Source organism: Boudabousia marimammalium, from assembly GCF_001936115.1.
Lineage (GTDB): Bacteria > Actinomycetota > Actinomycetes > Actinomycetales > Actinomycetaceae > Boudabousia > Boudabousia marimammalium.
Genome location: NZ_MPDM01000003.1, coordinates 48085 through 73251 on the forward strand (window position 1 = coordinate 48085; position 25167 = coordinate 73251).

Below are 25167 nucleotides of genomic sequence, written 5' to 3' on the forward strand. Positions count from 1 at the left end.
GTTACTGAGCCACCCTGCGTTGAGTAGCCCATAACGCAACTGCGGAGGCAGCAGCTACATTAAGAGAGTCAACCCCATGGCTCATCTCAATCCGAACGACAGTGTCGGAGTGAGCAACGGTAGAGGGCTTTAGACCATCGCCCTCTGTACCCATAATCAGTGCAATTTTCGATTCGCGGTCAGTAACTGTCGGTGAGGAGGCGAACTCTTCCAGGCTGACAGAGTCGTCTGAAAGCGCCAATGCTGCAGTATGAAAGCCCTGTTCAGTGAGCAGCTGGGTGCGCGGCCACACCGGGAGCCGAGTCCATGGAACTTGAAAAACTCCGCCCATTGAGACGCGAACGCTGCGGCGGTAAAGCGGATCAGCGCAGGAAGGGGTAATCAGTACGGCATCAACCCCAAGTGCTGCCGCTGAGCGGAAACAGGCACCGACGTTAGTGTGATCTACAAGGTCCTCCAGTACCAATACACGATGCACATCCGGGTTACCGATCAACTCGGACACGGAGGGTAGCTCTGGTCGTTTCATTGCCGCAATCGCGCCGCGATGCAGATGGAAGCCAGTGAGCTCCGAAAGGACTGCTTCTTCGCCGACGTACACCGGAACAGGCCCGCCCTCGTCATCCCCCAAAAAGCGAGCCAATAATGGGCGCAAAGTAGCAAGCCAACGAGGGGAAACTAGGAAAGATACAGGCGCACAACCAGAGGTCATCGCTCTTTCCATCACGTTAAACGACTCGGCCATAAAAATACCCCAGTCGGGTTCTGCGTAACGGCGTAAAGCCACATCCTTCAGCTGAGTGTATATCTCTAGCCGGGAATCATCTAAATCAACAATCGGAACTAACACAATCGCTATCTTCTCACGGCGCCAAACAATTCACAGATTTTGCCACTTGTAGGTATCCACCACGGACGACTTAGGGAGATGTAATGGGATTTTCTGCGGGGCTACTTTAGGAGAGTAACCAAGATGGGGTCCGAACTGGAGAAACAATGGAAGTAACAAGCCGCAAAAGTAATCAGAAAGGCACACTCCCGCTAGACTTACCGGCCACTAGGGTAGAAGCGCAGATAGAGGCCGCAGAACAAAGATATCGCAGGCGTTTTGAGTCTCCTGAACTGGAATCGGGGTGGACTGTTGAAAGCGGAATATTTGATCTGATTGAACCGTGTATCTCTCCTGACCAGCTGAAGGACTTTTTACAGTTTTCCAGGCTTGTTCAATCTGAATCCGAAGTGGAACAGGCCGGGGATAACAGCCCGCCTGACTTTGCCCGATTCAAAAACCTAACCGCAGAAACGGTGCTTGAACTGATTGAGCGCTTACCAGGGAGGGCGCTGGCAGACAGGCAAAACGAAGCTCCGCTTTTATTGGACTTTTTGCGGGCATGCCTGAAAAACCCTGATGACGTGAGCTTATTTGGGTACTATGTGGGGCCACAGAGAGGGGATGAACGTATCAGCGTGGAGGGAATGCTCTATCACCGCCATTCAGATCTGGAAATCAAACGGTTTCATGACGAATCCTGCTCCTGTGATGAGCTGTGGGACTATATTGTCGAAGAATGCGACTGGAGTGAAGCTATTATTTCCACTCCTGACGAATTGACAGAGGTCTCTAGCGAGCACCCACAAGGTGTCGGCTGGAGATTGTGGTGGGACTAACCAGCAAGAAATAAAACGGGTGTGAGAAGACCTGTAAAAAGTCTTCTCACACCCGTCAACGCTTGATTGGGTGAGTCTCGACAGTGCCTACTCGGGTTTCTCACCCCGATTGGCTAGGGCGTTTGGCCGCCGCCAACGACGAGGCATCAACATGCGTGAAAACATGTACCACCAAGAGTGTGGGGGAATCTCCCACTTTGGATGGTTAGTCTCCATCTGTTTCTTTGCCCGGCTCCAGTATAAAATGCTCTCCAAGATCGCAAACAGGAAAACCAAGTAGGTGCCGTATACAACGTACAAGTGGATGTTTTGGCGATTCACCAAAAGCATTGAAGCAAAGAGCGAGAGCACCGCAACGGGAATCATCCACTCAGCTACGGTGTAACGCGAGTCAACAAAGTCGCGCATGAATCTGCGCGGCTTTCCCTTGTCCCGTGCAGGCAGGTAACGCTCATCGCCCACGCGCATGGCTTCTTGCTGACGTGCATAAATAGCGTCGCGGCGTTCGCGTTCGCGCTTTCGCTCTTCCTTGGAGAGTTTCCGGCGCTGTTTCGGGTCCCCTACAATGACGGGACGTCGTCGGGCAGCTTCGGCTTCCTTCCGTTTCGGAGTGGGCCGGCCCTTACCTACTTTACTGCTTTGAGTTTCCTCAACTGGCGACTCTGAGGCAGATTCCTTCTTTTTACCAAACACAGTCATAAACCTATTCTATTTTTCTCCCTTTTGCACCCCGTTAGACTCATTCGTCTAACACTAGCTAGAATAAGTGCATGATAAGCGCGCAACAAATTACCGCACGGATTGATAAAGATTTCGCACGATACACAGATATATTGAGCAGTTTGGTACGGATTCCGTCGATCTCTTCTTCATCCTATGATTTAACGCCTTTGCATGAGTCTGCGAAAACAGTGGCCGGCTTATTTGCTGAGCGAGGTTTTGAAACCGAGATTCTTTCCGCCTCCGGTCCGAATGGATGGCAAGGTCGCCCGGCCGTAATCGCGAGGAAGCACGTATCCTCGGAGGCGCCGACAGTTTTGCTCTATGCTCATCACGATGTGCAACCCGCAGGGGATCTTTCTGCCTGGCAGGGAAAGCCTTTCGAACCCGAGATTCGTGACGGTCGATTGTACGGTCGCGGTAGCTCAGACGATAAAGCGGGCATCTTGGTCCATCTGGCTTCGGTTTCTGCACTGGGTGATGAACTGGGTGTGAACGTAACTGTTTTCATTGAGGGTGAAGAAGAAATAGGCTCGCCTTCATTTCAGCAGTTCGTTGCGCAGAACCAGTCTAAGCTGGCCGCAGATTTGATTATCGTGACTGATTCCGATAACTGGAAGGTCGGGCATCCTGCGATCACCACCAGTTTGCGCGGCGTTGTGCAACTTACGGTACAGCTTAAGGTTTTGGACCATGCCGTGCATTCGGGAATGTTCGGTGGTCCGATTCTGGACGCGAATACTTTGGCAGCGCGCTTGATCGCTACTTTGCATGATGAGCAAGGAGACGTTGCGGTTGCTGGATTGGTTGCTAGCCCTGAGGCAGACGTGGAATACCCGGAAGAGAACCTGCGTCAAGAGGTGGGTGCGGTGCCAGGATTGCAGCTGGCTGGTACAGGTGATTTGGCTGCACGTATGTGGACTAAGCCCGCTATCTCTGTGATTGGGATGGATGTTACCTCCGTTGCTGAAGCTTCCAATACGATTGCCTCTGGCTGCCGTTTCGTTCTCTCTATGCGCGTTGCTCCAGGTCAGTCTAGTGAGGCGGCAAAAGCAGCCCTTGAGCAGCATCTACGTAGCCATGCGCCTTTTGGTGCTCAGCTGACGATTGAAGAAGGGGAGTGCGGGCCTGCCTACCAAGCGGATCTTTCCACCTCAGCTATCGCCGATCTGCGCTGGGCTCTGAAAGAGTCGTGGGGTATCGATCCCGTGGATATTGGGGTCGGCGGTTCTATCCCATTCATTTCTCAGTTCCAAGAGATGTTCCCAAATGCGGCTGTGCTGGTCACGGGAGTTGAAGACCCCCAGACGAATGCGCATTCTGAAAATGAATCACAAGACCTGAGCGATTTGCGTCATGCCATGATTGCGGAAGCGCTACTGCTGGCGAGAACTGCCGGGCAGCTCTAAATGTCTGGAGCTCTACTTCTTCATACTCCGCCGCGGTCACGCACGCCGGCAGAATCCGCCCTGGGTGATGCCTCTTCTATTGCCGATATCTGCGCTTTCGCGTGGGAGTTAGGTGGCGGTGCCATCTCTGATATTCTGGGTTTTCCACCCCGTGCAGCAATCCCAGAGTGGGCCGCAATTTCGGGTGGCGCAGACTCTTACGAGGTCACTTCGGAGATTAATGACGAGGGTGCATCCCGGCTTGGTGCGCAGGTAGGAGAAGTCATCGCTAGCGGGAAAAGACTGAAACTGATTTGCCATGAAACCTATGGCGTGGATGTCTCTACTGTTTATTGGCATGCTCTTTCGCAGTCCCTTGGTTTTACGGAGGCCAATAGTCAGACCGAGGTATGGAACCAGATACGTTCGCGCTATGGTCGAGCCGGAAGCCCAATCACCGTTATCTTGGGCACCTCCCGTACTTTGTCGGTGCCTCCGCCGCCAGTAGCTGTCTCTAGAGGTTCAGAACAGGAAACTGGCGCAAGCAGTAGTCTGCGGGAACTGTACCGGATTTATGGGAAGCAGAATGAGCCTTCCGGTTCTTTCTTGGAGCTGAAAGATAGCGCCGGAGCTAAACCCTATACCTACGGAACACTCCCTGCAGCTGGGGGCGGAATCGCTGCGGTGCATGCGATGCTAGGTTCACCCTGCTGGAGGCTCAGTGAGCATCTCGCAACAGATCGCCGAGTGCAGGCGGCCTTAGACAAATCCGATTTGGTGATTTCGCTGGTTGATGAGCTCAACACCTGGACTTTAGACAACTGGTTGCATCGCGAGATTGTAGAAGCAGCGAATCTAAGAGCAATACCATGCATTTTGATTAGTAGGTATTCTTCTTTGAACAGAATGGAAATGTCTGAACTGGGTTTGCAGGCTCGCTATTTGTTAAAGAGTTGGCAGGAACCAGATGTCGCAAAGACTTTTGGGCGGTTAGCTCGCACTTGGGGTAACCTCTGACAAATAAAATGAGCAATAGCCTGAAAAGCCATATAATCTTCATAGACAGTAAAGGTTCCCAAAGCAAGGAAATAATCATGACCGAGAATACTGTAGTCACCCATGGTGTAAACCTGACTGATGTTGCGGCAGCAAAAGTGAAAAGTTTGCTCGAACAAGAAGGCCGTGATGACCTTCGTCTCCGCATTGCAGTTGCTCCCGGTGGTTGCTCCGGTTTAATTTACGAGCTTTATTTTGATGAACACCTTACTGATGGTGACCTAACCCGCGATTTTGGTGGGGTAGAAGTCGTTGTCGATGAGACTTCTGCAGTCTATCTTAACGGAGCCACCATCGACTTTGCTGACACCATCTCAAAGCAGGGATTCACTATCGACAACCCGAACGCAGCCGGCTCTTGCGCCTGTGGCGAATCATTCAACTAATTAACAAATCAACTTCCTCAGGTTGTTAAGACCAGCCTCAGGGCAAGGAGAAAACGCATGCGTATGCGCAAAGCCAGTGTAGTAGCTGCAACCATTTTGACACTATCCCTCGGGCTGGCAGGATGCTCCAACTCCGCCCCAGTTAATGGGACTCCGGAGCCCACTGCGTCTGGCGTTGCTACCCCAGTAGATGGTGATATGCCGGTAGTTGAAGGTGGATTTGGGGAAAAGCCCATTATCCATCCGGCTACGGGGAAAGAACCGACTGAGCTTGTTTCTGAGGTGCTAGTTAAGGGTGATGGGCCGGAAGTTAAAGAGACCGATACTTTGACCGTGAATTATGCCGGTCAGTTGTGGGATGGTAAGCCCTTTGATTCCTCTTTCGATAGGGGACAGCCTGCCACTTTCTCACTCTCTGGTGTTATTGCGGGCTGGACTAAAGGATTGGCAGGAAAGCACGTCGGTGACCGCGTGCTGTTGGTGATTCCTTCTGATCTTGGTTATGGAGATCAAGGCAATCCTCCGACGATTCCGGGGAAAGCGACACTGGTCTTTGTCGTGGACATTATTGAAGCTATGTCGAAAGAACAAGCGGACGCAAAAGCGCAAGAACAGCAGGCAAAAGCTGCTGAAAAGCAAGCTAAGCTGGAAGCATTGATGCCAAAGATTAAGGAACAGGGCAATGCTGCTATCGCAGCTGCGGAAAAGCAGAACGTAAGCCTACCTGCTGGTGTCACCACGGATAACAATCAGCAGGGAAATCCCACTTTGAAAGCCGAAGCCTCAGTGGTCAGCGAAGCGCCCGACAAGTTCTACGTCCTGCTGAAGGGAAAGGGTGAGCAGCTTTCCAAGGATAAAATTTTCTTTGCGCGGCAAACCTACACTTATGCGGGCAACAAAGAGCCGGCTCAAACTGGTGAGGAGCTGGGTTACCTAGTTGGGGATGATCCGAATGCTGCCGCCTATCTAAACTACACGGTGGGTACCCGTCTGCTACGCGTTGTGGAGATGGGGGATGGTCGTACTCTGGTGCAGATCATTGATATTATGGGCGTGGGAGATAGAGATCTAGTCAACTAGATCCACAGGGAGGACAAAATGGCCAACAAAGACCATCTGAATATTTTGGTTTTCAGTGACGACAGCAGTTTTCGGGAAGAAATTAAAGCTGCTATCGGTTTACATCCCTACGTGGGCTCTCCACAAGTAACTTTCCATGATGCTGCTACCTCATTCGGAGTAACAAGCATACTGGAAGAAAACCATGTGGACCTTGCCATCTTCGATGGAGAGGTACAAAAAGACGGAGCAATGTCAGTAGCCCACACCGTGCACGATACTTTGCCGGAGGACTCCATCCCGCCGATTGTGTTCATCGTCGCGCGCCAGCAGGACGAATGGTTGGCCAGAGGCGCGCATGCAAGTTTGATTCTAACTCAGCCGGTCGAACCGATTCTTTTACAAGAACAAGTGGCTCAGCTCCTTAAGCGGTAACTCTTTGCCTGGGGTGAGCCGAGTGTGGCCACCTAACGCTTCCTAAAGGGCTTGCCTCCAAGAGGAAGTAACGTCACAGCGAAAAGTACAGCCCCAGCGACGAGTACACTAACGCGCGCCCAGACTGGCAAGACTATCTGGGCTATGCCTAGACCTGCCCATCCTGCTATCAGGATTATTAAGAGGAAGATGCTGACCTGTCTTAGGGAATTCAGCTTGGGTAGCGGGTCTGGTTCGGGGGCCATAAATTTGCCATCATCGGGATCTTCCGCCAGTGAGTAATCGCGTGGCCCACCCAGAGTCGCATCGATCTCAGTATTCTCGACCAAACGCCGAAATTCAGCGTCGATTTCTTCTTGCTCGTGTCCATTTCTACGAAACCACATAGCAGTATCGTAGCAGTTGGGAAGTTTTAGGCATATAATCAGTAGTTATTCGGCCATGCATCGAAGCCAAGGAGGACTCGTGTTCTATAAGCTACTTAAATTGATTGGTGGCCCGTTTCTCAAGCTGATTTATCGCCCTTGGATTGAGGGGGCTGAGAACATCCCCGAAGACGGCCCAGCCATCATGGCTTCCAACCACCTTGCTGTGTTTGACTCCGTTTTCTTACCCTTGATGGTTAAACGATCAATTGTTTTTATGGGTAAGGGCGACTATTTCACCGGTAAGGGTTTGAAGGGAAAGTTTATCGCCAAATTCATGCGTATGGTGGGCACAATTCCAGTTGACCGTACCGGCGGTAAGGCAGCCGAGGCCGCGTTGAACGCGGGTCTGGCGCGACTATCTGAAGGGGAGCTTTTTGGTATTTATCCGGAGGGTACCCGTAGTCCCGACGGTAAGCTATACCGAGGGCGCACCGGCGTTGCTAAGTTGGCTTTGCGCTCGGGTGCTCCGGTAATTCCAGTAGCGATGATTGAGACTAATGTGGCGCAGCCTATTGGCACTAGGATTCCGCGTCTGCACCGGGTTGGTATTGTCGTTGGTGAGCCATTGGACTTCTCACGTTACAGCGGTTTAGAACAAGATCGTTTTGTTCTACGCGCAGTTACTGATGAAATCATGTATGCGTTGATGAACCTTTCGAAGCAGGAATACTCTGATGAGTATGCTTCCGTTGTGAAAGCACGTCTAGCTGCTGAGGGTAAATTTGCTGGCCCAGTGCCACGAACTGCTGAAACTATCGCGGAAGAAAACCAGGACTCTCAAGGCGATCGCTCTGCTGAGTGATGTTTCGCATAAGCGCGCTGCTTAAGGACTTCTTCGACGCAAAAGTAAATAGCTTGTACAATAGTTGAGGAACTCACCCACCTACTTCAACAGCGTAGACTGTTGACCAAAATGGAAGGCATAATAATGACGGTTCGTCGTGTTGCTCTACTTACTGCCGGCGGTTTCGCTCCCTGTCTCTCATCCGCTATTGGCGGATTGATTGAGCGCTACACTGAAATCGCTCCTGAAGTTGAGATTATCGCGTATCAGAACGGCTACCACGGTCTACTTACCGGCAACTTTGTTGTTGTAGATGAGACTGCCCGCAAGCATGCTGATGTGCTACACCGTTTCGGTGGTTCTTGCATCGGTAACTCACGTGTTAAGCTGACCAACGCCGAAGACTTGATTAAGCGCGGCCTGGTACAGGAAGGCGATAATCCGCTTGAGGTTGCGGCAAAACAGCTAGAGAAGGACGGTGTCGACGTTCTGCATACCATTGGTGGCGATGACACCAACACGACAGCAGCAGATCTGGCCGCCTATTTGGCTGAGCACAACTACAACCTGACTGTTGTCGGCCTACCCAAGACTATCGACAACGATGTGGTTCCGATTCGTCAATCCCTCGGTGCTTGGACTGCTGCCGAGCAGGCATCCGTTTTCGCGCAGAATGTGATTGGTGAGCATCGCTCGAATCCGCGTATGCTCATCGTGCATGAAGTTATGGGACGTAACTGCGGCTGGTTGACCGCTGCTTCCTCTCTTGCCTATCGCAAGTGGCTGGATACCCAGGAATGGGTCCCTTCAATTGGTCTTTCACGCGAACGCTGGGATATTCACGCCGTATTCGTTCCCGAAATGAAGATTGATATTGATGCTGAGGCTGCCCGTCTGCGCGCCATCATGGATGCACAGGGCAACGTTAACATCTTCCTGTCTGAGGGTGCGGGCGTGCCTGAAATCATTGCTGAGATGGAAGAAAGCGGTATGGAAGTTCCGCGTGACCCCTTTGGTCATGTGAAGCTCGATAGGATTAATCCCGGACAGTGGTTCGCTAACCAGTTCGCTGAACTGATTGGTGCGGAGAAGGTCATGGTACAGAAGTCCGGTTATTTCTCCCGTTCCGCTCGTGCCAACGCTGATGACCTCCGCCTGATTAAGTCTATGACCGACCTTGCCGTGCAGTGCGCATTTGAACGCACTTCCGGCGTTGTCGGACATGACGAGGAAGATAACAACCGACTCAAGGCCGTGCCCTTTGAGCGCATCGCCGGTGGCAAGCCCTTCAACATCATGGAACCTTGGTTCCAGGACATGATGGCAAATATCGGCCAGACCGTTGAACCTGCTGAGACCGTTGCCGGTCACTAATCGGTAGTTTTGAACGTAGGTTCTTCCCCTGGCACATCTTGGGCCAGGGGAAGAACCATTTAAAGAGGTAGTAGAACTAATGGACGCGCAAACCTTTGCAAAGCTAAACGAGTGGCGTAACTATCCGGCACAACAGCAACCCAGCTACGCCGACAAAAGGTTGCTGCGCGAAATCACTGAAGACTTGCGAACTAGGCCCCCGCTAGTTTTTGCAGGTGAAGTCGATCAACTCACCCGCAAGCTGGCAGCGGCTGCCGCTGGCCAAGCCTTCGTGTTGACCGGTGGTGACTGCGCGGAGACTTTTGCTGACTCCACTGCAGATAAGATTCGCGCTAAAGTCCAGACAATCTTGCAAATGTCCTTAGTAATGAGCTATGGAGCGTCCATGCCGATTGTGAAGATGGGCAGGATAGCGGGACAATATTCGAAACCCCGGTCGGCCCCACAAGAATCTAAAGACGGCATAACTTTGCCTTCGTATCGTGGTGACGCAGTAAATGGATTCGCCTTCACGCATCAATCACGTCAGCCGGATCCACGACGACTACTGGAAATGTATCAGCGCTCCGCTACTTCTTTGAACCTGATCCGGGCTTTTACCCAAGGTGGTTACGCAGACTTACGTCAGGTGCATCTGTGGAATCAGGGCTTTCGGAATAACCCGGCCTTTAGCAAATACGAAACCATTGCGAGTGAATTGGATCGGGCTCTTAGATTCATGACGGCGGTAGGTGCAGATTTTGATTCGATCAAGACTGTTGATTTTTATTCCGCGCATGAATCATTGCTCTTAGAGTACGAGTCCGCGATGACGCGTGTTGATTCACGTACCGGTAAACTTTACGACACCTCGGCACATTATCTGTGGATAGGTGAGAGAACCCGAGACCCTGAATCCGCACACGTCAAACAAGCCATGCAGATTGCCAATCCGATTGGAGTGAAGATTGGGCCAAATACTTCGCCTCAGGATTTGCTGCGTTTGATTGATTTGCTGAACCCTGAAGGTGTGCCTGGGCGTCTGTCATTCATCACCAGAATGGGTGTGGGTAACATTAGAAAGGTCTTACCAGGATTGGTGAAAGCCGTTGAAGAGACAGGGAATCCAGTCGTGTGGATTTCTGATCCGATGCATGGCAACACGATCACCTCAGTCTCCGGATACAAGACGCGACGCTTTAGCGATATCCTCGGCGAGGTCGAAGGCTTTTTCCAAGCTGTGCGGGAAGCAGGCGGTATCCCTGGAGGTATCCATATTGAGCTAACTGGGGATGATGTCACCGAAGTCATGGGCGGTTCGCAGGATGTCTCAGATGATGCGCTAGCAGAACGCTATGAGACTCTTGTAGATCCTCGGCTAAACCATCAGCAATCTTTGGAACTAGCTTTCTTGCTGACTCAGTATCTAGCAGTCTAATCCTAGAAGATAGTAATCGTTACGACTGAGCCCTTGGGTGCCATTTTGCCTTGTCCGGGGTCAGCATAACGTACCCGGTTCAACAAGCCACCGCTGAATTTCTTTATCTTCACCTGGAAACCTGCGGCCTCAAGGCGTTTCTTAGCTTCCTCGGTAGTAGCCCCAAATACCCTAGGCACTTCGACCAGTTCAGGTCCTTTCGAGATAACCAGTTTGACTTTATCGCCGCGATAGAGGGTTTTCCCGGCCTCTGGTTCTTGCGAGATGATTGAGCCTTGTGCGACGGTATCGGAGAATGCCTCACTTAGTTCATAACTGAAAACGGCATCATCACCTTCGGTATTGACATCAGTTAAGGTTTTGCCGACTAGATTAGGAAGCTCGAAAGGTTGTCTTCCTTTGGACACGGTTAAAGAAATTACGGTGTCATGCCGCACTGAAGCGTTTTCAGATTCGCTAGCAGACATGACTTGCTTTGCCGGAACAGTTTCAGACCACTCTTCAATAATAGTCGGGGCTTTAAACCGAAGATTCAGCAGGGTTTCCTGTGCGTCGTCAAGACTTAAACCTTCAAGTCTTGGAACCGTGAACATTTCGACGCCTTGGGATACTCTAACTTGGACTGGCGTAGACTTCCGGAACTGTTGTCCTGCTTCTGGGGTGGTAGCGACTACATGGCCTGCAGGGATGGTGTCGGAGAATCCCTCCTGGGTTTCAGTTGTGAAGCCGGCAGCGTTGATTCTATCCAGTGCTTCTTCAACTGGTAGACCTTCTACGGTCGGCATGATGCTGTATGAGCCCGGACCAAGAGCTTGATACCACCAGTAACCTCCACCAGAGAATGCTGCAGCTACGAGCAATATGAGGAGGAGGATCCACGGCCACCTGCGCCGGCTAGATTGTTCAGCTTCATCAGAAGCGATTGGAATCTGCTCAGCTCCTTGTTTGTGAACCGTGACGGGAGCAAGTACCGTGTCTTTGCCAGCCGGGGACGGAGGTAATGGAGAAGTATACGACTGGGGTTGGAACCGGATTGTCTGGTCTGGCTCTACTGCGGTGTCCTCCACAACGAAATCAGCACGGCGAGCCAATAAAGAAGCGGGAATTGCGGCATATGTATTCCCTATCAGGGTGAGAGCTTCCGCTGCTGAGCTGACCCGTTCCTCGGGGTTTTTGGCTGTGAGAGCCGAGACTAGTTCATCAATCTCAATAGGTAGCCAATCGACCAATGTGGAAGGCGACGGAACGGATTCGTTGACATGGGAATATGCAACATTAATGGGGGACTTTCCGCCAAAGGGCGTGGTGCCAGTAATCATCTCGTAAAGCATGATCCCCAGCGAATATAGGTCTCCGCGTCCATCCGAATCTCCAGTTGTAACGACTTCTGGCGCCACATACGCGACTGTTCCGAGAACTGTGGAATGTGAACTAATCGAAATCTCGGAAACCGTGCGGGCTAAACCAAAATCGGCAATCTTAGGAGAGCCATCCTGGGTAAGCAAAATATTTTCGGGCTTGATATCGCGATGCACAACTCCATTACGATGAGCGGCATCAAGTCCTTGAGCGATGGCTTTCGTTAGCTCTAGGGCCTGGCCGAGAGGGTACGGCCCGCTGGTGCGCAGTGAGTCGCGCACTGTTGCGCCCTCGACCAGCTCCATCACGATGTAGGCGGTCCCTTGCACCTGACCTTGGTCGAAGACTGTCACGATATGTGGATGAATTAGGCGTGCGACAGAACGTGCCTCTTGCTGGAAACGAGCGGCAAAAGACCCGGATCCGAGGAGGTGCGGATGCATTACTTTGATAGCGACTTCTCGTTCGAGGCGTTCATCAACCGCGTGATAAACGGTAGCCATGCCGCCACGGGCCAGAAGTTTCGTGACGCGGTAACGCTGATCCAGCTTAACCCCAATCAAAGGATCCTTAATAGCCGCGTCCTCGGATTCTGAGCGGGAACCGGAGAGGACAATCTCCTGAGCCGCATCCGCACCTTTAGACACGCCAGTTAGAGGCTCCGGCGATTGGCTAGCGGAACCTTGAGGGGAATCGTGGTCTTCTTCAGATGGCGGCAACATCACAACAATAGTTTAGGGGGAAGCAGTACCATTACCTAGTTATCGGCCGGGCGTGTGAGATCGCCGGCTACTACCTAGTGCGGTAAACGAGACTTTCACTAAGGTCAAGTAGGGGAGCAGAGTTGGGAAAATCGAGTTTTGCCAGTCTCTCAACCCCCTGCTGGTAGAGTTCGTCAATCTTATTATCGACGGCTTCACGGGCGCCGCTTGTCTCCATCAATTGACTAATGGTTAGGCAATCTTCTGTGCTGCGTATTGGCTGTGAATATAGTCGCTCTAGCAGCTTTCTTTCGCTCGAGGAACATAGTTGCAGAGTAAGTGCCAATAGGTACGTACGCTTCCCTTCAACCAGGTCGTGCTGAGCAGGTTTCCCAGAGTCGCTGGCCGGGCTGAATACTCCAAGTTGGTCGTCGCGGAGTTGAAAGGCGACCCCCCAACTGGAGATAGCTTTCCATAACGCGGATAGGCGGGAACCGGAGATATTTGCGAACTGAGCCCCGAGACAGACTGGATCAATTACGGAATACCCGGCAGTTTTATAGTTGATTACCTCGATTGGACGGTCTGTGTCCAGACTCTGATTTACTGTCTTCATATCTAAGACAACATCAAGATATTGCCCAATGGCAACCCGTTTAGTCATCTGCGCAAAGTCCCGCAAAATCTGCATTCCCGCGGGGTGTTCCCGCACTGCTTCGGTGGCGCACTCGAGCGCCAAAGCATAGGTAATATCGCCTACCAGCACGGCTGAGGCAGTACCAAAATCTGAGAGTTTTGCGCTGTCTGTGGCTAGGTGAGATTGGCTGGCACGAACATGAGTGGTGGGCTTTCCTCGGCGCAGGTCAGAGTGGTCAACGAGGTCGTCGTGGACGAGCGCGGACGCCTGATAGAACTCGGTTGCACTGCCTAAAAGAGCAAGCTGTTCCGCGCTGTCTGCTGATATCTGCGAGTCATCTTCGACACTCAAAAGATAGCCAGCGTGAACGCACAGCGCGCGGAGGCGCTTGCCTCCCTGTACCGAAGCCAATAGTAACTCATCAAGGAGGGACCAATATCTCGGTGTATCTGTGCTTTGCTGGGAATACGGTGTGGCTTTAGCGCGTTTAGTTAGCTGTTGGTTGACCAACGTGAGATACTGGGAGGGATCTGATAGGGGCGCGCTGTGATGGCTTTGAGTCATTCTCGCAAGATAACAGATTCAACCGGTCCAGACCACTGCTATGTTAAGTGATTTACGAAATGGGGGTAGGTGTCTATGGCAGTTCTGCTAACCTACTGTGGTACGGAGGAGTCTAATGCGGCGGCGAATGCAGCAATCGCAGTAGCTTCGAAAATGCGTACCTCTCTGCTAGTTTTGCTGTCTGAAGACGAACAGCTGGGCCCCGATAACCGTGACCCAGAAGGCCCGCTTTGGGAGATGCTAGGCGCGACCGATATTCCATTTGAGATTCACCGGAGCGGTCCAGGAGAGCAGATTTCTGAACAGGTGATTAAGCTAGCGACGGAACTTGAATGCGAGCTAGTTGTCCTAGGATTGGTTGGAAAAGTTGGCGGAAACTGGACTTTGGGGCCGCAGGCTCAGAATATTCTACTGAATTCCCCCTGCCCAGTTCTGACCGCAACAGCTAACTAGGCGCCACCGCACAGAAGTTGTAATAGCTCACTCAACGCGAAAATATTCGTCCCCGCGATTATAATTGTTAATGTTTGTGCCGTACAGGCCAAAGTAATGCAGTTCACGAAAGGTGCTCCGTGCCAGAACCATCTAAACAACAGTCGTCTGACAAGGTTGCTAAGGCTGATAAGCGAGCTAGCTCCAGTACCGCAAAAAAGACAGCTACCGGCGCGAAGAAAGCGCCGGCTAAGAAAGTTGTAGCCCAGAACGGGGCGGAGTCTGAGGCGACTGAAAAGAAGAAGCCCGTCCGCAAGAGTAAAACCAAAACCTTGGAAACTGCCGAAAAAAAGTCTGCCCCGAGCAAGACAGCTGCTTCCTCTCAGACTTCTCATAAGAAGTCTGAGGAAACGGGAGATAAGAAGACTAAATCCTCTGGCGAATCCGCCACTAAGAAGAGTTTTCCAAAGAAGACTAACACTGGCAAAAAGACCGAAACTAAGTCTACTGCCCAAAAAGCCTCCCCGGTCAAAGCCGCATCCGAGAAGGATGAAGCTGAAAAAGGCAAAAAAACTACTTCCAGAAAGACCGGTACTCGGATGACTAAGAAGGGTTCTTCCACAGCTAAATCTTCTAAGAAAGCTGTGGCGAAAGAAGAGCCGGTTGTAGATGTCAATTTGGATAGGGAACACGATGATTTAGACGATTTGCCTGATGACGTAGAACTGGTTCCAGACGTAGACTTGGTGGAGACAGATGATCTTGAGGATCTCGATTTAGACGACGTCGATATTGACGACGATGGAGAACCTGATGTTGACCCGGATTCTGATGACGAGGAAACGGAAAAGCCTAGTACGGCCAAACAAATGGCTGAGGACTCCAAGAAGGCCGCCAGCTTTGTGGTTTCTGACTCAGATGATACTGATGAACCAGTCCAGCAGGTCACGGTAGCTGGAGCTACCGCGGACCCGGTGAAGGATTACCTGAAACAGATTGGTAAAGTCGCTCTGCTGACTGCTGATCAAGAGATTGATTTAGCTAAGCGAATCGAAGCCGGACTTTATGCCGATGAAAAGCTTAAACGCGAGGGTGATCTCATGCCTTCTAAGCTACGTCGGGAACTGATGTGGATTTCGAAAGACGGACAGAACGCCAAGAACCACCTGCTAGAAGCCAACTTGCGTCTGGTAGTGTCACTCGCCAAACGCTACACTGGCCGCGGTATGCTTTTCTTGGATTTAATCCAGGAAGGTAACCTTGGTTTGATTCGTGCAGTGGAGAAATTTGACTACAACAAGGGGTTCAAGTTCTCGACTTACGCTACGTGGTGGATTCGTCAGGCAATCACCCGCGCTATGGCAGACCAAGCCAGAACGATTCGTATTCCGGTGCATATGGTGGAAGTTATTAACAAACTTGCTCGTGTGCAACGTCAGATGTTGCAAGATTTAGGGCGCGAACCTACCCCTGAAGAGTTAGCCAAAGAGCTGGATATGACACCTGACAAGGTCGTGGAAGTGCAAAAGTATGGTCGTGAACCAATCAGTTTGCACACTCCGCTGGGTGAAGATGGAGACTCTGAATTCGGTGATTTGATTGAAGACTCCGAAGCAATCGTCCCGGCAGAAGCAGTTTCTTTCACATTGTTGCAAGAACAGCTACAGCAAGTGCTTGGTACGCTGTCCGAGCGCGAGGCTGGCGTCGTGAAAATGCGATTTGGGTTAGGAGATGGGCAGCCTAAGACTCTGGATGAAATCGGCAAGGTTTACGGCGTGACACGCGAGCGTATCCGTCAGATTGAGTCTAAGACTATGTCGAAGCTACGGCATCCTTCTCGCTCCCAAGTGCTGCGTGATTATCTAGACTAAAGCCTGATTGCTTTTCTAGTTCTCTCGCACTTGAAACTTCTTTTTAAGCGTAGGCGCAATGAGGAATGGGCCTCGGAAATATCTGAGGCCCATTCCTTATTGGATACTTACTATTCAGTCACGGTTTCCTACGGGTTGACTGAGACGATCAGACTCATCTTCGATAATCTGTGCAACTTGTTTCAGCACGGGAGCATGTTTTCTTGCGTGATGTGCACAGAATAGGAGCTGACCGGAATCTCCTACCTGAACTCGGACGTAGGCCTGAGCGCCGCACGCATCACAACGGTCAAGCGCTGTGAGTGTAGTATCTTGAGCTTCGGACTGGTTCGTCATTACGGATTCCTTAGTTTCTGTCATACCAACATACAACCATGTAATCTATGTATTTTCAGCAGTAAAGCTCGACTTTCGCGGCTGGCACAAATCTTTAAGGCTACTAGCATATCGCCTGATGTTATTTCAGCGTTGCAACTGGAATCGAGAGAATTCCCCCGGTAGCCTATTAGAGTGGTAGTTAAGAATGAAGAATACACAGCAAGACATCTGTCCGTATTAGAAGGACTAGAAGCTGTCCGTAAACGCCCAGGCATGTACATTGGATCGACCGACCACAGAGGCCTCATGCACTGCGTCTGGGAAATCATCGATAATGCGATTGATGAAGCGCTTGAAGGCTACTGCTCCGAGATAACCGTCACTTTACACCCCGACCGCTCCGTCTCGGTGGCAGATAACGGCCGTGGTATTCCGATTGACACCGTGAAGTCCGTAGGTCTTTCAGGTGTAGAGGTGGTATTCACCAAGTTACACGCTGGTGGTAAGTTCGGTGGCGGATCGTATTCTTCTTCTGGTGGTCTGCACGGTGTCGGCGCGTCCGTAGTAAACGCTCTTTCTGCTCGTTTAGATGTCGAAGTCGACCGCGGCGGGAAGACCTATGCCATGTCCTTCCGCAGGGGAGAACCCGGTCGTTTTGATGACTCAAAACAACATGAACCTAGCTCCCCGTTTACGCCCTTTACAGACTCTAGCGAGCTTGCGGTAGTTGGTAAGACCAGAAAAGGGGTTTCCGGAACCCGCGTGCGTTTTTGGGCTGATTTCCAAATCTTCCCTAAGTCAGTTGATTTTTCTTGGGACACTTTGCTGGAACGTGCCCGTCAGTCTGCGTTCTTGGTTCCTGGATTAACAATCAATGTGGTTGACCTGCGTGGCGCTGAGCCGGTCAAAGAGAAGCTCCATTACGAGGGCGGTGTAGTTGACTATGTTGATTTCCTTGCGAAAGATGGTGCAGTGACCGCTACTTGGCGTTTCACGGGGCAAGGGTCTTATATTGAGACAGTTCAGCAACTAGACGGGAAAGGACGTTTGCAACCAGTCGATGTGGAACGTACCTGCGAAGTTGAATGCGCTCTACGCTGGGGAGTTGGGTATGAGACTAATCTGCGATCTTTCGTAAACATTATCGCTACGCCCAAGGGCGGAACTCACGTGGCTGGTTTCGAACAAGCCCTGGTTAAGGTCTTTCGTAAACAGATTGACAAGAATTCCCGCAAGCTTAAAGTCACTGCGAAGGATAGTCGGATTGAGAAAGACGACATCATGGCTGGTCTTACTGCGGTTGTGACAGTACGGTTTCCGGAGCCGCAGTTTGAGGGGCAGACGAAGGAGATTCTCGGTACGCCACAGATTCGTCAGGTGGTGGGAAAAGTCATCACGGACGAGTTGACTCATCAGCTGAACTCTTCTAAACGCGATGACAAGCAGCAGTCTGCTTTGCTTTTGGAGAAGATTGTTGGAGAAATGAAGGCGCGTCAGTCAGCGCGAATTCATAAGGAGATCTCTCGACGGAAAAATGCTCTCGAGACCTCCTCCCTACCTGCTAAGTTGGCGGACTGTCGCACGAACGATGTGGAAGCTTCGGAGTTGTTTATTGTCGAGGGTGATTCGGCTCTGGGGACTGCGAAATCGGCTCGTTCATCAGAGTTTCAAGCGCTTCTTCCGATTCGCGGGAAGATTCTGAACGTGCAGAAAGCTTCGACAGCTGATGTGCTTTCTAATGCTGAATGCTCTGCTATTATCCAGGTCATCGGGGCTGGCTCTGGACGGACCTTTGATCTTGAACAGGCCCGCTATGGCAAAGTGATCTTAATGACCGACGCAGATGTTGATGGTGCACATATTCGCACTCTTTTGTTGACTTTGTTTTTCCGGTACATGCGTCCGATGGTTGAAGCTGGGCGGATTTATGCAGCGGTTCCTCCGCTGCACCGTGTAGAACTTGCCGCTACCGGCAGAAAGAAGAAGGAATACGTTTACACGTATTCTGAGGCCGAGCTACAACAGCTCATGAAAAAGCTGGCAAAGTCTGGGAGAGCTCATAAAGAGCCAATTCAGCGCTATAAGGGGCTAGGCGAGATGGACGCTGATCAGTTAGCGGAGACTACTATGGATCCTTCTGGTCGCATGCTGCGCAGAATCACCCTAGCTGATGAACCTTCACTGGAGCAGGCGGAGGCCACCTTTGAACTCTTGATGGGCTCGGTGGTAGCTCCCCGTAAGGAGTTTATTGTCAATGGTGCGAAAAAACTTGATTTGCAGGATATTGATGCTTGACACGCCGCGAGGCAGATGATTTTGACTCTCGCCATCCGTCATAATTTGGCAAAAATAGGTAGGATAGTCCCATGCGAACACTTTCTGAACGATTGGCATGTCCAAGTCCCGTACCGTTGCCCCCAGGCCATCTGGGGCTACGATGGGAGCCACTTCGCGCAGATCATGCTCCCCAGCTGGTGGAGCTAGTGCGCAACTCTCAGCGTTTCGACGGGGGGCAATCTCAAACTACTGATACCGAGTTGGCTGACATGATTGAGGGCGGCTCTGGAAATACGATTATTCGGTCGTTGGTTGGGATGGATGCAGCCCATCGGATGCAGGCAGTTGCCGCTGTGCGCGTACCTCGCAATGCCAGGTCTAGAATTAATGCATCCCTAGAAGCGACTGTGGCGCCACAATGGCGGGGGCGGGGAATCGGCCGTGTCCTGCTTAGCTGGCAAGATCACACCGTACGCGATTTGATTCGTGAAGCATATGGGGATGACTGCACATTGGAAGTGAGCATCTCGGCTATTGTTCCGGGCAATAATGAGTCCGCACGTTCGCTATTTGTAGCTGCCGGGTACACTCCGGTTCGTACCTTCGACGTGATGTATGTTGATTTGAATCAGCCCGTTGTTAACTATTACCTGCCGGAGGGCTATCATTTCGTGCCTTGGCCTGCTGATGATTCAATCGAAAAAGTCCGAGACTTGCATATGGATGCTTTTCAAGATCACTGGGGGGACAGCAGCGAGAATCTTAGTTGGTGGGAGAGTGCTTTAACCGATTTGGATGTGAGGACCTCTACTCTTGTGGTTGATTCTGCTGGAGACATCGCCGGATACGCAGTTATTTCCCGACCCGCCACCCGCTGGATGCTAACCGGCGTGAAGGAACTCTATATCGAGCTAGTAGGTGTCTCACGCAATCACCGAGGCAACGGAATCGCTAGGGCGATGCTCAGTGAAGCGATCAAGAAGGCAAAGGCTCAAGGAATGCAACGCTTCGGTCTGGACGTGGATGTGGATAGTCCCTCCAATGCCGGCCAAATTTATGCCTCTATTGGGTTTGAAACTGTCAAAAACTTTACGTACTACTCTGTGGAATTGTGATGGATAGTGAGTTTTCCAAGTCGCTATTCTTGCCGTATCCAGTTTCAGGTCTGACCTGGAAATGGATGCGAGCTACAGATATTGATGACGTATTCTCTATAATCGAGCAGATTGAAGCTAAGGACAATCCGCCCTATCGCACGACTCGCGATGAGGTCGAGCAGCTTTTTGAGCAAACAAAACATTGGATTGGCATCATTGCCACCGATGAAATAGGGCGTTGTTGCGCCTTTGTTCATGCGCGCCTACGAATCTCCTCACCCCTGCAAATCCGATGCAACGGGGGAATCATTCCGCGCTATCGGGGGTACTCAATCGGTACGCAGATGATTATTTGGCAAGAATCTGCGGCGCGTTTTTTGACTCGCTCCATCGGCACTGACTCTGAAGTGCAGATTGTGTGCCGCAATGAATACCATGACAGTGCTTACAGCGATTTGTTACTAAAAGCCGGATACACATCAACTTCCACCTTCCACGAAATGCGGGCTGATCTTGATGTTCTCCCTACTGCGGAAAACCCTGGACCCATGATTGAGATTACCGCTTGGAATCCCGCTCTAGAGGATATGGTGAGACGTGCTGCCTTAGAGTTTGCGCCAGATGCCGTGCACTCAAAGGGGCGTAGTATGGAACAGTGGATGTCGAACCGTAATCGCTTTGCTCCGGAGCTTTCGTTTATCGCAGTTGATAAGTCGACCGATCGAACCCAGATCGCTGGTTTCTTGATGGCCGCAAAGTACCCCCAAGATTGGGAGGTGCTCGGCTGGAAAGAAGGCTACATTGACTTGCTGGAAGTGGGAGTAGAATGGCGGAATTTACCAGTCGGACGTGAACTGGTGGTCGCCAGTATGCGAGCTAGTGAGCAAGCCGGCATGAACAAGATAGCTACTGGAGTATCATCCAGACATGAAGCGTCTGCAGCTCGCCTGTTCGGTAACCTAGGCTTTGTTGAAGTAAGTACCCAACAGGAATTTACCCGTACTCTCTGAGGATCTAGAGGACTCAGCCCACCGCTTGGATCATCGCGTCCACGCTTACCCCTGATCCATCACGCTTCTCCGTGGCGGGAGGTAATGAAACCGGCTGACCGCCTTGGTCAACCGCGCGTGGGCTATGAGCGGTTACCCAAGCACCCACTAATTGCTTCTGTCCAACTAAGAAACGATGGGAACGGACGCCTTGAGTGTTGCGTCCCTTTGCCGGGAACACTCCTAGGGGTGACACCTTAGCCACACTGACTAAACCGCCTAGGAGTCCACCATCCTCAGTAGTTACTGTGGTGACATAAGCGGTTTCTGCATCTTCGGCAGGTATGACGGCGAAAGCGACCAGTGTCGCATCATCTCGGAGCGAAATACCACCCATGCCGGAGGCCGATAAGCCCTGTGGGCGGACATTAGAAGCCTTGAAACGTAATAGCTGGGCGTCTGAGCTAATAAAAATGAGTTCGGCGTCATCTGTCGCATGGGCCGCACCGATGACCAAATCTCCCTCGTCCATGCTGATGACAGACCAGCTTTCTTTTGAGCTGGGGTGCTCCCCTCGAATCCGTTTCACGATGCCATGTTTGGTGCCGAGAGCCAGTGGGGCGGCATCTTCGGACAGATCCAAAAGGGCGACAGGGGAGACCTCACTATCCAAAGTATGAATCAGTAAATGAGCAGCCGCTCCGCCTGCAAAAGATGGTGCAGAGGCGGCTAGTGGCAACTGTGGTACCGTCAGCACATCCAACTTATGCACGATGCCCTGTTCATCTAGCAGGCCTACAGTACTTCTTGTGCTAGTGGAAAGCACGTTCCTACGGGCATCATTGGCTACCCTGTCCCCATCAGTGGGAAGATCTTCCTCGGTATCAAAACGTGAAAGCGAACCATCTGCGGCCAGTACAAGCTGGCACGGGCCGTCTGGGACCTCTAGGGGAGCTCCCTTTGTTGGCATGGGCATTTGAGAGGTGAGAACCGTGCGCCGCGGAGTACTAAGGCGCTGGGCGGTATCTTGCAATTCATCTCGGACTAGGTGCCGCCTCAGCTCGTCACTTGCCAGAAGGGCTTCCAGTTCCGCAATTTCTTTACGGAGATTATCGCGTTCAGTCTCCAGCTCAATGCGTGCCAACTTGGTAAGTCGGCGAAGCTGCAAGGAGAGAATATGGTCAGCTTGCACCTCGGAAAGATCGAAAGAGAAAATTAAGCGTTTGCGCGCTGTTGTGACGTCGTCACTAGAACGGATTATCGCAATCACATCATCGATATCTAAGACTGCGGCGAGCAGACCTTCTACTAGGTGTAAACGCTCCTGGCGCTTCCCCAGACGGTAGGCGGTACGTCGCTTGACGACTTCCAGACGGTGACGGGTGTACACCCTTAGTATCTCTTTCAGACCCAAGGTCTGGGGCTGGCCGTCGACCAAAGAGACCGCGTTAATTGCAAAGGAATCCTCGAGCGGGGTTTGTTTATAGAGGGATTCGAGTACGGCTTCGGGGTTGAAACCATTCTTAACCTCAATGACGAGACGCAAACCATGGTGACGGTCGGTTAAGTTCGTAACCGCTGAGATACCTTTGACTTTGCCCGAGTTTACCGCATCCTTAAGCTTGTCGATAACCCGCTCGGGACCTACCAAATAGGGCAGCTCAGTAACGATGATTCCCCACTTGCGTGCGGAGACACGTTCAATTGTGGTCTTGGCACGTGTACGGAATGAGCCGCGGCCCGTTTCATAAGCTTCCTTGATGCCATCTAGCCCTACGATGGTGCCACCGGTAGGCAGATCGGGGCCGGGCACATAACGCATCAATTCGTCTGTGGTGGCATCAGGATGATCGAGGAGATATCCCGCAGCAGCACAGACTTCTCCCAAGTTATGAGGAGGGATATTGGTTGCCATGCCGACAGCAATGCCAGAAGCGCCGTTGACCAACAGGTTAGGGAAACCAGCTGGCAGAACCGAGGGCTGCATGAACTGATTGTCATAATTGGGAACGAAGTCAACTACATCCTCATCTAGGTCTTTAATCATGTCGATGGCGGGGGCGGCCATCCTAGCTTCGGTGTACCTAGCGGCTGCCGGTCCATCATCTAGCGAACCAAAGTTTCCGTGTCCATCAATCATGGGCACCCGTAAGGAGAAATCTTGAGCTAGACGAACCAGCGCGTCGTAGATAGCGGAATCTCCGTGCGGGTGCAGTTTACCCATGACATCGCCTACTACGCGCTGGCTTTTCACATGCCCTTTATTGGGGGTTAAACCCATCTGACCCATTTGATAGATAATGCGACGCTGCACAGGTTTTAGCCCATCCCGCGCGTCCGGGAGCGCACGCGAATAGATCACGGAATAGGCGTATTCGAGAAAAGACTTTTCCATCTCTTCAGAAACATCAGTATCAAGAATCTGTTCTTTGGAGTCTGCAGAGGATTTAGCCATGTTTGATATTTTCGCAAAGAATCAGCCCAAAGACCCTTAGGCACGCCGTGAGGGCAATCAAGGTAAACTAAAGCTATGAATAATCTTAGTGACGGGTTAGTCAAAGACATTGAATACTCTGGCGTCCACCCGCAGGTAGTTCTTAGAGTTACCTCTCAGGCTCTCGGTGTGGAGCAGGCAAAGGCATGGTACGTGCAGACCGAGACCACCTTAGATGGCGCTAAGTTGCTCAGGCATGTGACGGTTGCCCTATTGACAGATAAGAGGTTACTGCGGGTACATGTGGATGATGACGCGACGCAAACAACCGCTGTTTTTGACGCCGTCCGATTAGCGGATGTTAAAACGCACGCCGTTTCATACGTCTATACGAATGATAATACTGGGGAGCTCAAAGTCAAAGAGGCCATTATGTCATTGAACTGGCAGACCGTGCGGAGGGTAGATCTGGAGCCTGCTACCTGTGGTGATGTCAACTGCGCGGCCGACCATGGCTACACCGGTAGTACCATGCCAGATGATTTCAACTTACGGGTCAGTACTGAAGTAGAAGGCGATGAGGCAGTATCGAAATACGAGCTGTTCATTGAAGCAGTTTCAGGTTCGCTAGCTTCAATCTCTGAAAAGGTGGCATACTAGGTGACTTCACTTGTCGGCGCCTGCGTACCGGATGCATCATCACCTCATCTGAGTTGGGTTGCTCCCTCAATCCAGCAAGCCTTCGCGGGCAAGATACAGACAAAACTCGGATCTTTGCACAGCGAGTCAATCATGCTGATTATGATTGATGGTCTGGGTTTCCGGCTTTTAGAGCAATATCGCGGGCATGCCCGAAACTTATGGGGAATTGCAAAGGATACTGAACCTGGTTACACCTGTGCACCTTCTACGACGGCTGCCGCAATCACCACAACCCTAACTGGCTATTTGCCGGGCGCAACCAATATGGTTGGTTACAGCGCTTTCATGGAAGGTCGGTATTTTGACCTAATCACCTTCAAACAGGCCCCAGAACTGGTGGAGGGATGGCAACCAATGCCTACCCTAGCGGAGTTGCTATCAGCGGATGGAGTGCCTACTCGGGCCGTGTTGCCGGACGCATATCATAACTCTGGTTTGACTCACGCGGCCTTGCGTGGTGCTGAACTAATTGGCGCGGAGAGTCCGGAGGAACGGGTAGGTAAGCTATCTCGTCTGCTTTCCGTCCCGGGATTAACGTATGGATACTGGTCCGAGGTTGATCATGCTGGACATTTGTACGGGGTGGGTTCAGACCATTGGATTGCAGCCTTGGAAGAAACCGACGCGCAGATAGGTGTCCTGATTAGACAAGCGGGTGAGAACCATCGGATTATCATTGTGGCTGACCACGGCATGGTGAATGCGCCTGTAGAGCAACGAATTGATTTATTGGATCACCCGCAGTTAGCAGAGAATGTTATTACCCTGGCGGGAGAGCCGAGGGCTGTTCATGTGCATACGTTGCCGGGTGCCGCTGCTTCAGTGCGCGACATTTGGGCCGAATATCTAGATGGAAAAGCTTGGATTCCCAGTTTTGCTGAACTAGCAAATCTCCAAGGCGGTGCAAGCTCACTGCAGGGCAGCTTTGTCGCCTATGCGAAAGACCAGGTGACGATCGTAGATTCGCGCTGTCAATCATCAGCAATGATTGAGATGCCGGGAGTACACGGTTCCCTCACTGAAACGGAGATGCAGGTACCTATCTTGGTTCGCTGAAGAAGCCGAGGGTGA

Annotated in this window: 22 protein-coding genes; 16 read left to right on the forward strand and 6 right to left on the reverse strand. The window is 51.6% G+C overall.

Going from position 1 to position 25167, the window contains the following annotated elements:
• Position 1: 1 nt before the first annotated feature.
• On the reverse strand, positions 2 to 850 hold the full coding sequence (locus BM477_RS03240) for a TrmH family RNA methyltransferase (protein WP_075361249.1): 849 nt from the start codon (positions 848 to 850) through the stop codon (positions 2 to 4).
• A 146-nt stretch (positions 851 to 996) separates the two neighbouring features.
• Here BM477_RS03240 and BM477_RS03245 point away from each other — a divergent pair, with 146 nt between their 5' ends.
• Entirely contained in the window at positions 997 to 1668 is a 672-nt protein-coding gene (locus BM477_RS03245) for a hypothetical protein (protein ID WP_075361250.1), read from the forward strand.
• Between the two features lie 87 nt (positions 1669 to 1755).
• On the opposite strand, the gene BM477_RS03250 is transcribed toward BM477_RS03245, so the two are convergent.
• Positions 1756 to 2367 (reverse strand): DUF3043 domain-containing protein, encoded by a 612-nt coding sequence (locus BM477_RS03250; RefSeq protein WP_075361251.1) that lies wholly within the window; start codon positions 2365 to 2367, stop codon positions 1756 to 1758.
• A 71-nt stretch (positions 2368 to 2438) separates the two neighbouring features.
• Between BM477_RS03250 and BM477_RS03255 the strand changes: the two genes are divergently transcribed.
• The 8 genes from BM477_RS03255 to BM477_RS03295 all read left to right on the forward strand — a co-directional run bounded on the left by BM477_RS03255 (position 2439) and on the right by BM477_RS03295 (position 10715).
• Positions 2439 to 3797 carry a dipeptidase gene (locus BM477_RS03255; protein WP_075361252.1) on the forward strand — a complete coding sequence of 453 codons (1359 nt, stop codon included), beginning with the start codon at positions 2439 to 2441 and terminating at the stop codon, positions 3795 to 3797.
• Positions 3798 to 4793 carry a hypothetical protein gene (locus tag BM477_RS03260; protein WP_075361253.1) on the forward strand — a complete coding sequence of 332 codons (996 nt, stop codon included), beginning with the start codon at positions 3798 to 3800 and terminating at the stop codon, positions 4791 to 4793.
• Between the two features lie 77 nt (positions 4794 to 4870).
• Positions 4871 to 5218, forward strand: a complete 348-nt coding sequence (locus BM477_RS03265; RefSeq protein ID WP_075361254.1) for a HesB/IscA family protein — start codon at positions 4871 to 4873, stop codon at positions 5216 to 5218.
• A 57-nt stretch (positions 5219 to 5275) separates the two neighbouring features.
• On the forward strand, positions 5276 to 6298 hold the full coding sequence (locus tag BM477_RS03270; protein WP_075361255.1) for an FKBP-type peptidyl-prolyl cis-trans isomerase: 1023 nt from the start codon (positions 5276 to 5278) through the stop codon (positions 6296 to 6298).
• A gap of 18 nt (positions 6299 to 6316) precedes the next feature.
• Complete coding sequence (locus BM477_RS03275) at positions 6317 to 6712, forward strand: hypothetical protein (protein ID WP_075361256.1); 396 nt, start codon at positions 6317 to 6319, stop codon at positions 6710 to 6712.
• A 441-nt stretch (positions 6713 to 7153) separates the two neighbouring features.
• Entirely contained in the window at positions 7154 to 7942 is a 789-nt protein-coding gene (locus BM477_RS03285; RefSeq protein ID WP_075361258.1) for a lysophospholipid acyltransferase family protein, read from the forward strand.
• Positions 7943 to 8068: 126 nt separating this feature from the next.
• The gene (locus BM477_RS03290; RefSeq protein WP_075361259.1) at positions 8069 to 9298 is read left to right on the forward strand and encodes a pyrophosphate--fructose-6-phosphate 1-phosphotransferase; all 1230 of its coding nucleotides are present in this window, start codon (positions 8069 to 8071) and stop codon (positions 9296 to 9298) included.
• Positions 9299 to 9377: 79 nt separating this feature from the next.
• Positions 9378 to 10715, forward strand: a complete 1338-nt coding sequence (locus BM477_RS03295; protein WP_075361260.1) for a class II 3-deoxy-7-phosphoheptulonate synthase — start codon at positions 9378 to 9380, stop codon at positions 10713 to 10715.
• A 2-nt stretch (positions 10716 to 10717) separates the two neighbouring features.
• On the opposite strand, the gene pknB is transcribed toward BM477_RS03295, so the two are convergent.
• Together pknB and BM477_RS03305 are read right to left on the reverse strand one after the other, a co-directional pair.
• Entirely contained in the window at positions 10718 to 12721 is a 2004-nt protein-coding gene (gene pknB / locus BM477_RS03300; RefSeq protein WP_158024346.1) for a Stk1 family PASTA domain-containing Ser/Thr kinase, read from the reverse strand.
• 145 nt (positions 12722 to 12866) lie between these two features.
• Positions 12867 to 13976: a polyprenyl synthetase family protein gene (locus BM477_RS03305; protein ID WP_084543684.1), complete on the reverse strand. Its 1110-nt coding sequence runs from the start codon at positions 13974 to 13976 to the stop codon at positions 12867 to 12869.
• 75 nt (positions 13977 to 14051) lie between these two features.
• Between BM477_RS03305 and BM477_RS03310 the strand changes: the two genes are divergently transcribed.
• On the forward strand, positions 14052 to 14429 hold the full coding sequence (locus tag BM477_RS03310) for a universal stress protein (RefSeq protein WP_075361262.1): 378 nt from the start codon (positions 14052 to 14054) through the stop codon (positions 14427 to 14429).
• A 119-nt stretch (positions 14430 to 14548) separates the two neighbouring features.
• Complete coding sequence (locus BM477_RS03315; RefSeq protein WP_075361263.1) at positions 14549 to 16279, forward strand: RNA polymerase sigma factor; 1731 nt, start codon at positions 14549 to 14551, stop codon at positions 16277 to 16279.
• 114 nt (positions 16280 to 16393) lie between these two features.
• Here BM477_RS03315 and BM477_RS03320 read toward each other — a convergent pair whose 3' ends face one another.
• Entirely contained in the window at positions 16394 to 16615 is a 222-nt protein-coding gene (locus BM477_RS03320) for a DUF7455 domain-containing protein (RefSeq protein WP_075361264.1), read from the reverse strand.
• Between the two features lie 168 nt (positions 16616 to 16783).
• Between BM477_RS03320 and BM477_RS03325 the strand changes: the two genes are divergently transcribed.
• The 3 genes from BM477_RS03325 (at position 16784) to BM477_RS03335 (ending at position 20981) form a co-directional block, all read left to right on the forward strand.
• Positions 16784 to 18892, forward strand: a complete 2109-nt coding sequence (locus BM477_RS03325) for a DNA gyrase/topoisomerase IV subunit B (RefSeq protein ID WP_075361265.1) — start codon at positions 16784 to 16786, stop codon at positions 18890 to 18892.
• 71 nt (positions 18893 to 18963) lie between these two features.
• Complete coding sequence (locus BM477_RS03330) at positions 18964 to 19989, forward strand: GNAT family N-acetyltransferase (protein WP_075361266.1); 1026 nt, start codon at positions 18964 to 18966, stop codon at positions 19987 to 19989.
• The gene (locus BM477_RS03335; protein WP_075361267.1) at positions 19989 to 20981 is read left to right on the forward strand and encodes a GNAT family N-acetyltransferase; all 993 of its coding nucleotides are present in this window, start codon (positions 19989 to 19991) and stop codon (positions 20979 to 20981) included. Before BM477_RS03330 ends, BM477_RS03335 begins: the two co-directional genes overlap by 1 nt.
• Before the next feature lie 13 nt (positions 20982 to 20994).
• Here the strand turns inward: BM477_RS03335 and BM477_RS03340 are convergent, their stop codons facing one another.
• Entirely contained in the window at positions 20995 to 23415 is a 2421-nt protein-coding gene (locus BM477_RS03340) for a DNA gyrase/topoisomerase IV subunit A (RefSeq protein WP_075361268.1), read from the reverse strand.
• Between the two features lie 75 nt (positions 23416 to 23490).
• Here BM477_RS03340 and BM477_RS03345 point away from each other — a divergent pair, with 75 nt between their 5' ends.
• Together BM477_RS03345 and BM477_RS03350 are read left to right on the forward strand one after the other, a co-directional pair.
• Positions 23491 to 24054, forward strand: a complete 564-nt coding sequence (locus BM477_RS03345; RefSeq protein WP_075361269.1) for a DUF5998 family protein — start codon at positions 23491 to 23493, stop codon at positions 24052 to 24054.
• Entirely contained in the window at positions 24055 to 25152 is a 1098-nt protein-coding gene (locus tag BM477_RS03350) for an alkaline phosphatase family protein (RefSeq protein WP_075361270.1), read from the forward strand.
• The last annotated feature ends 15 nt before the right edge of the window (positions 25153 to 25167 follow it).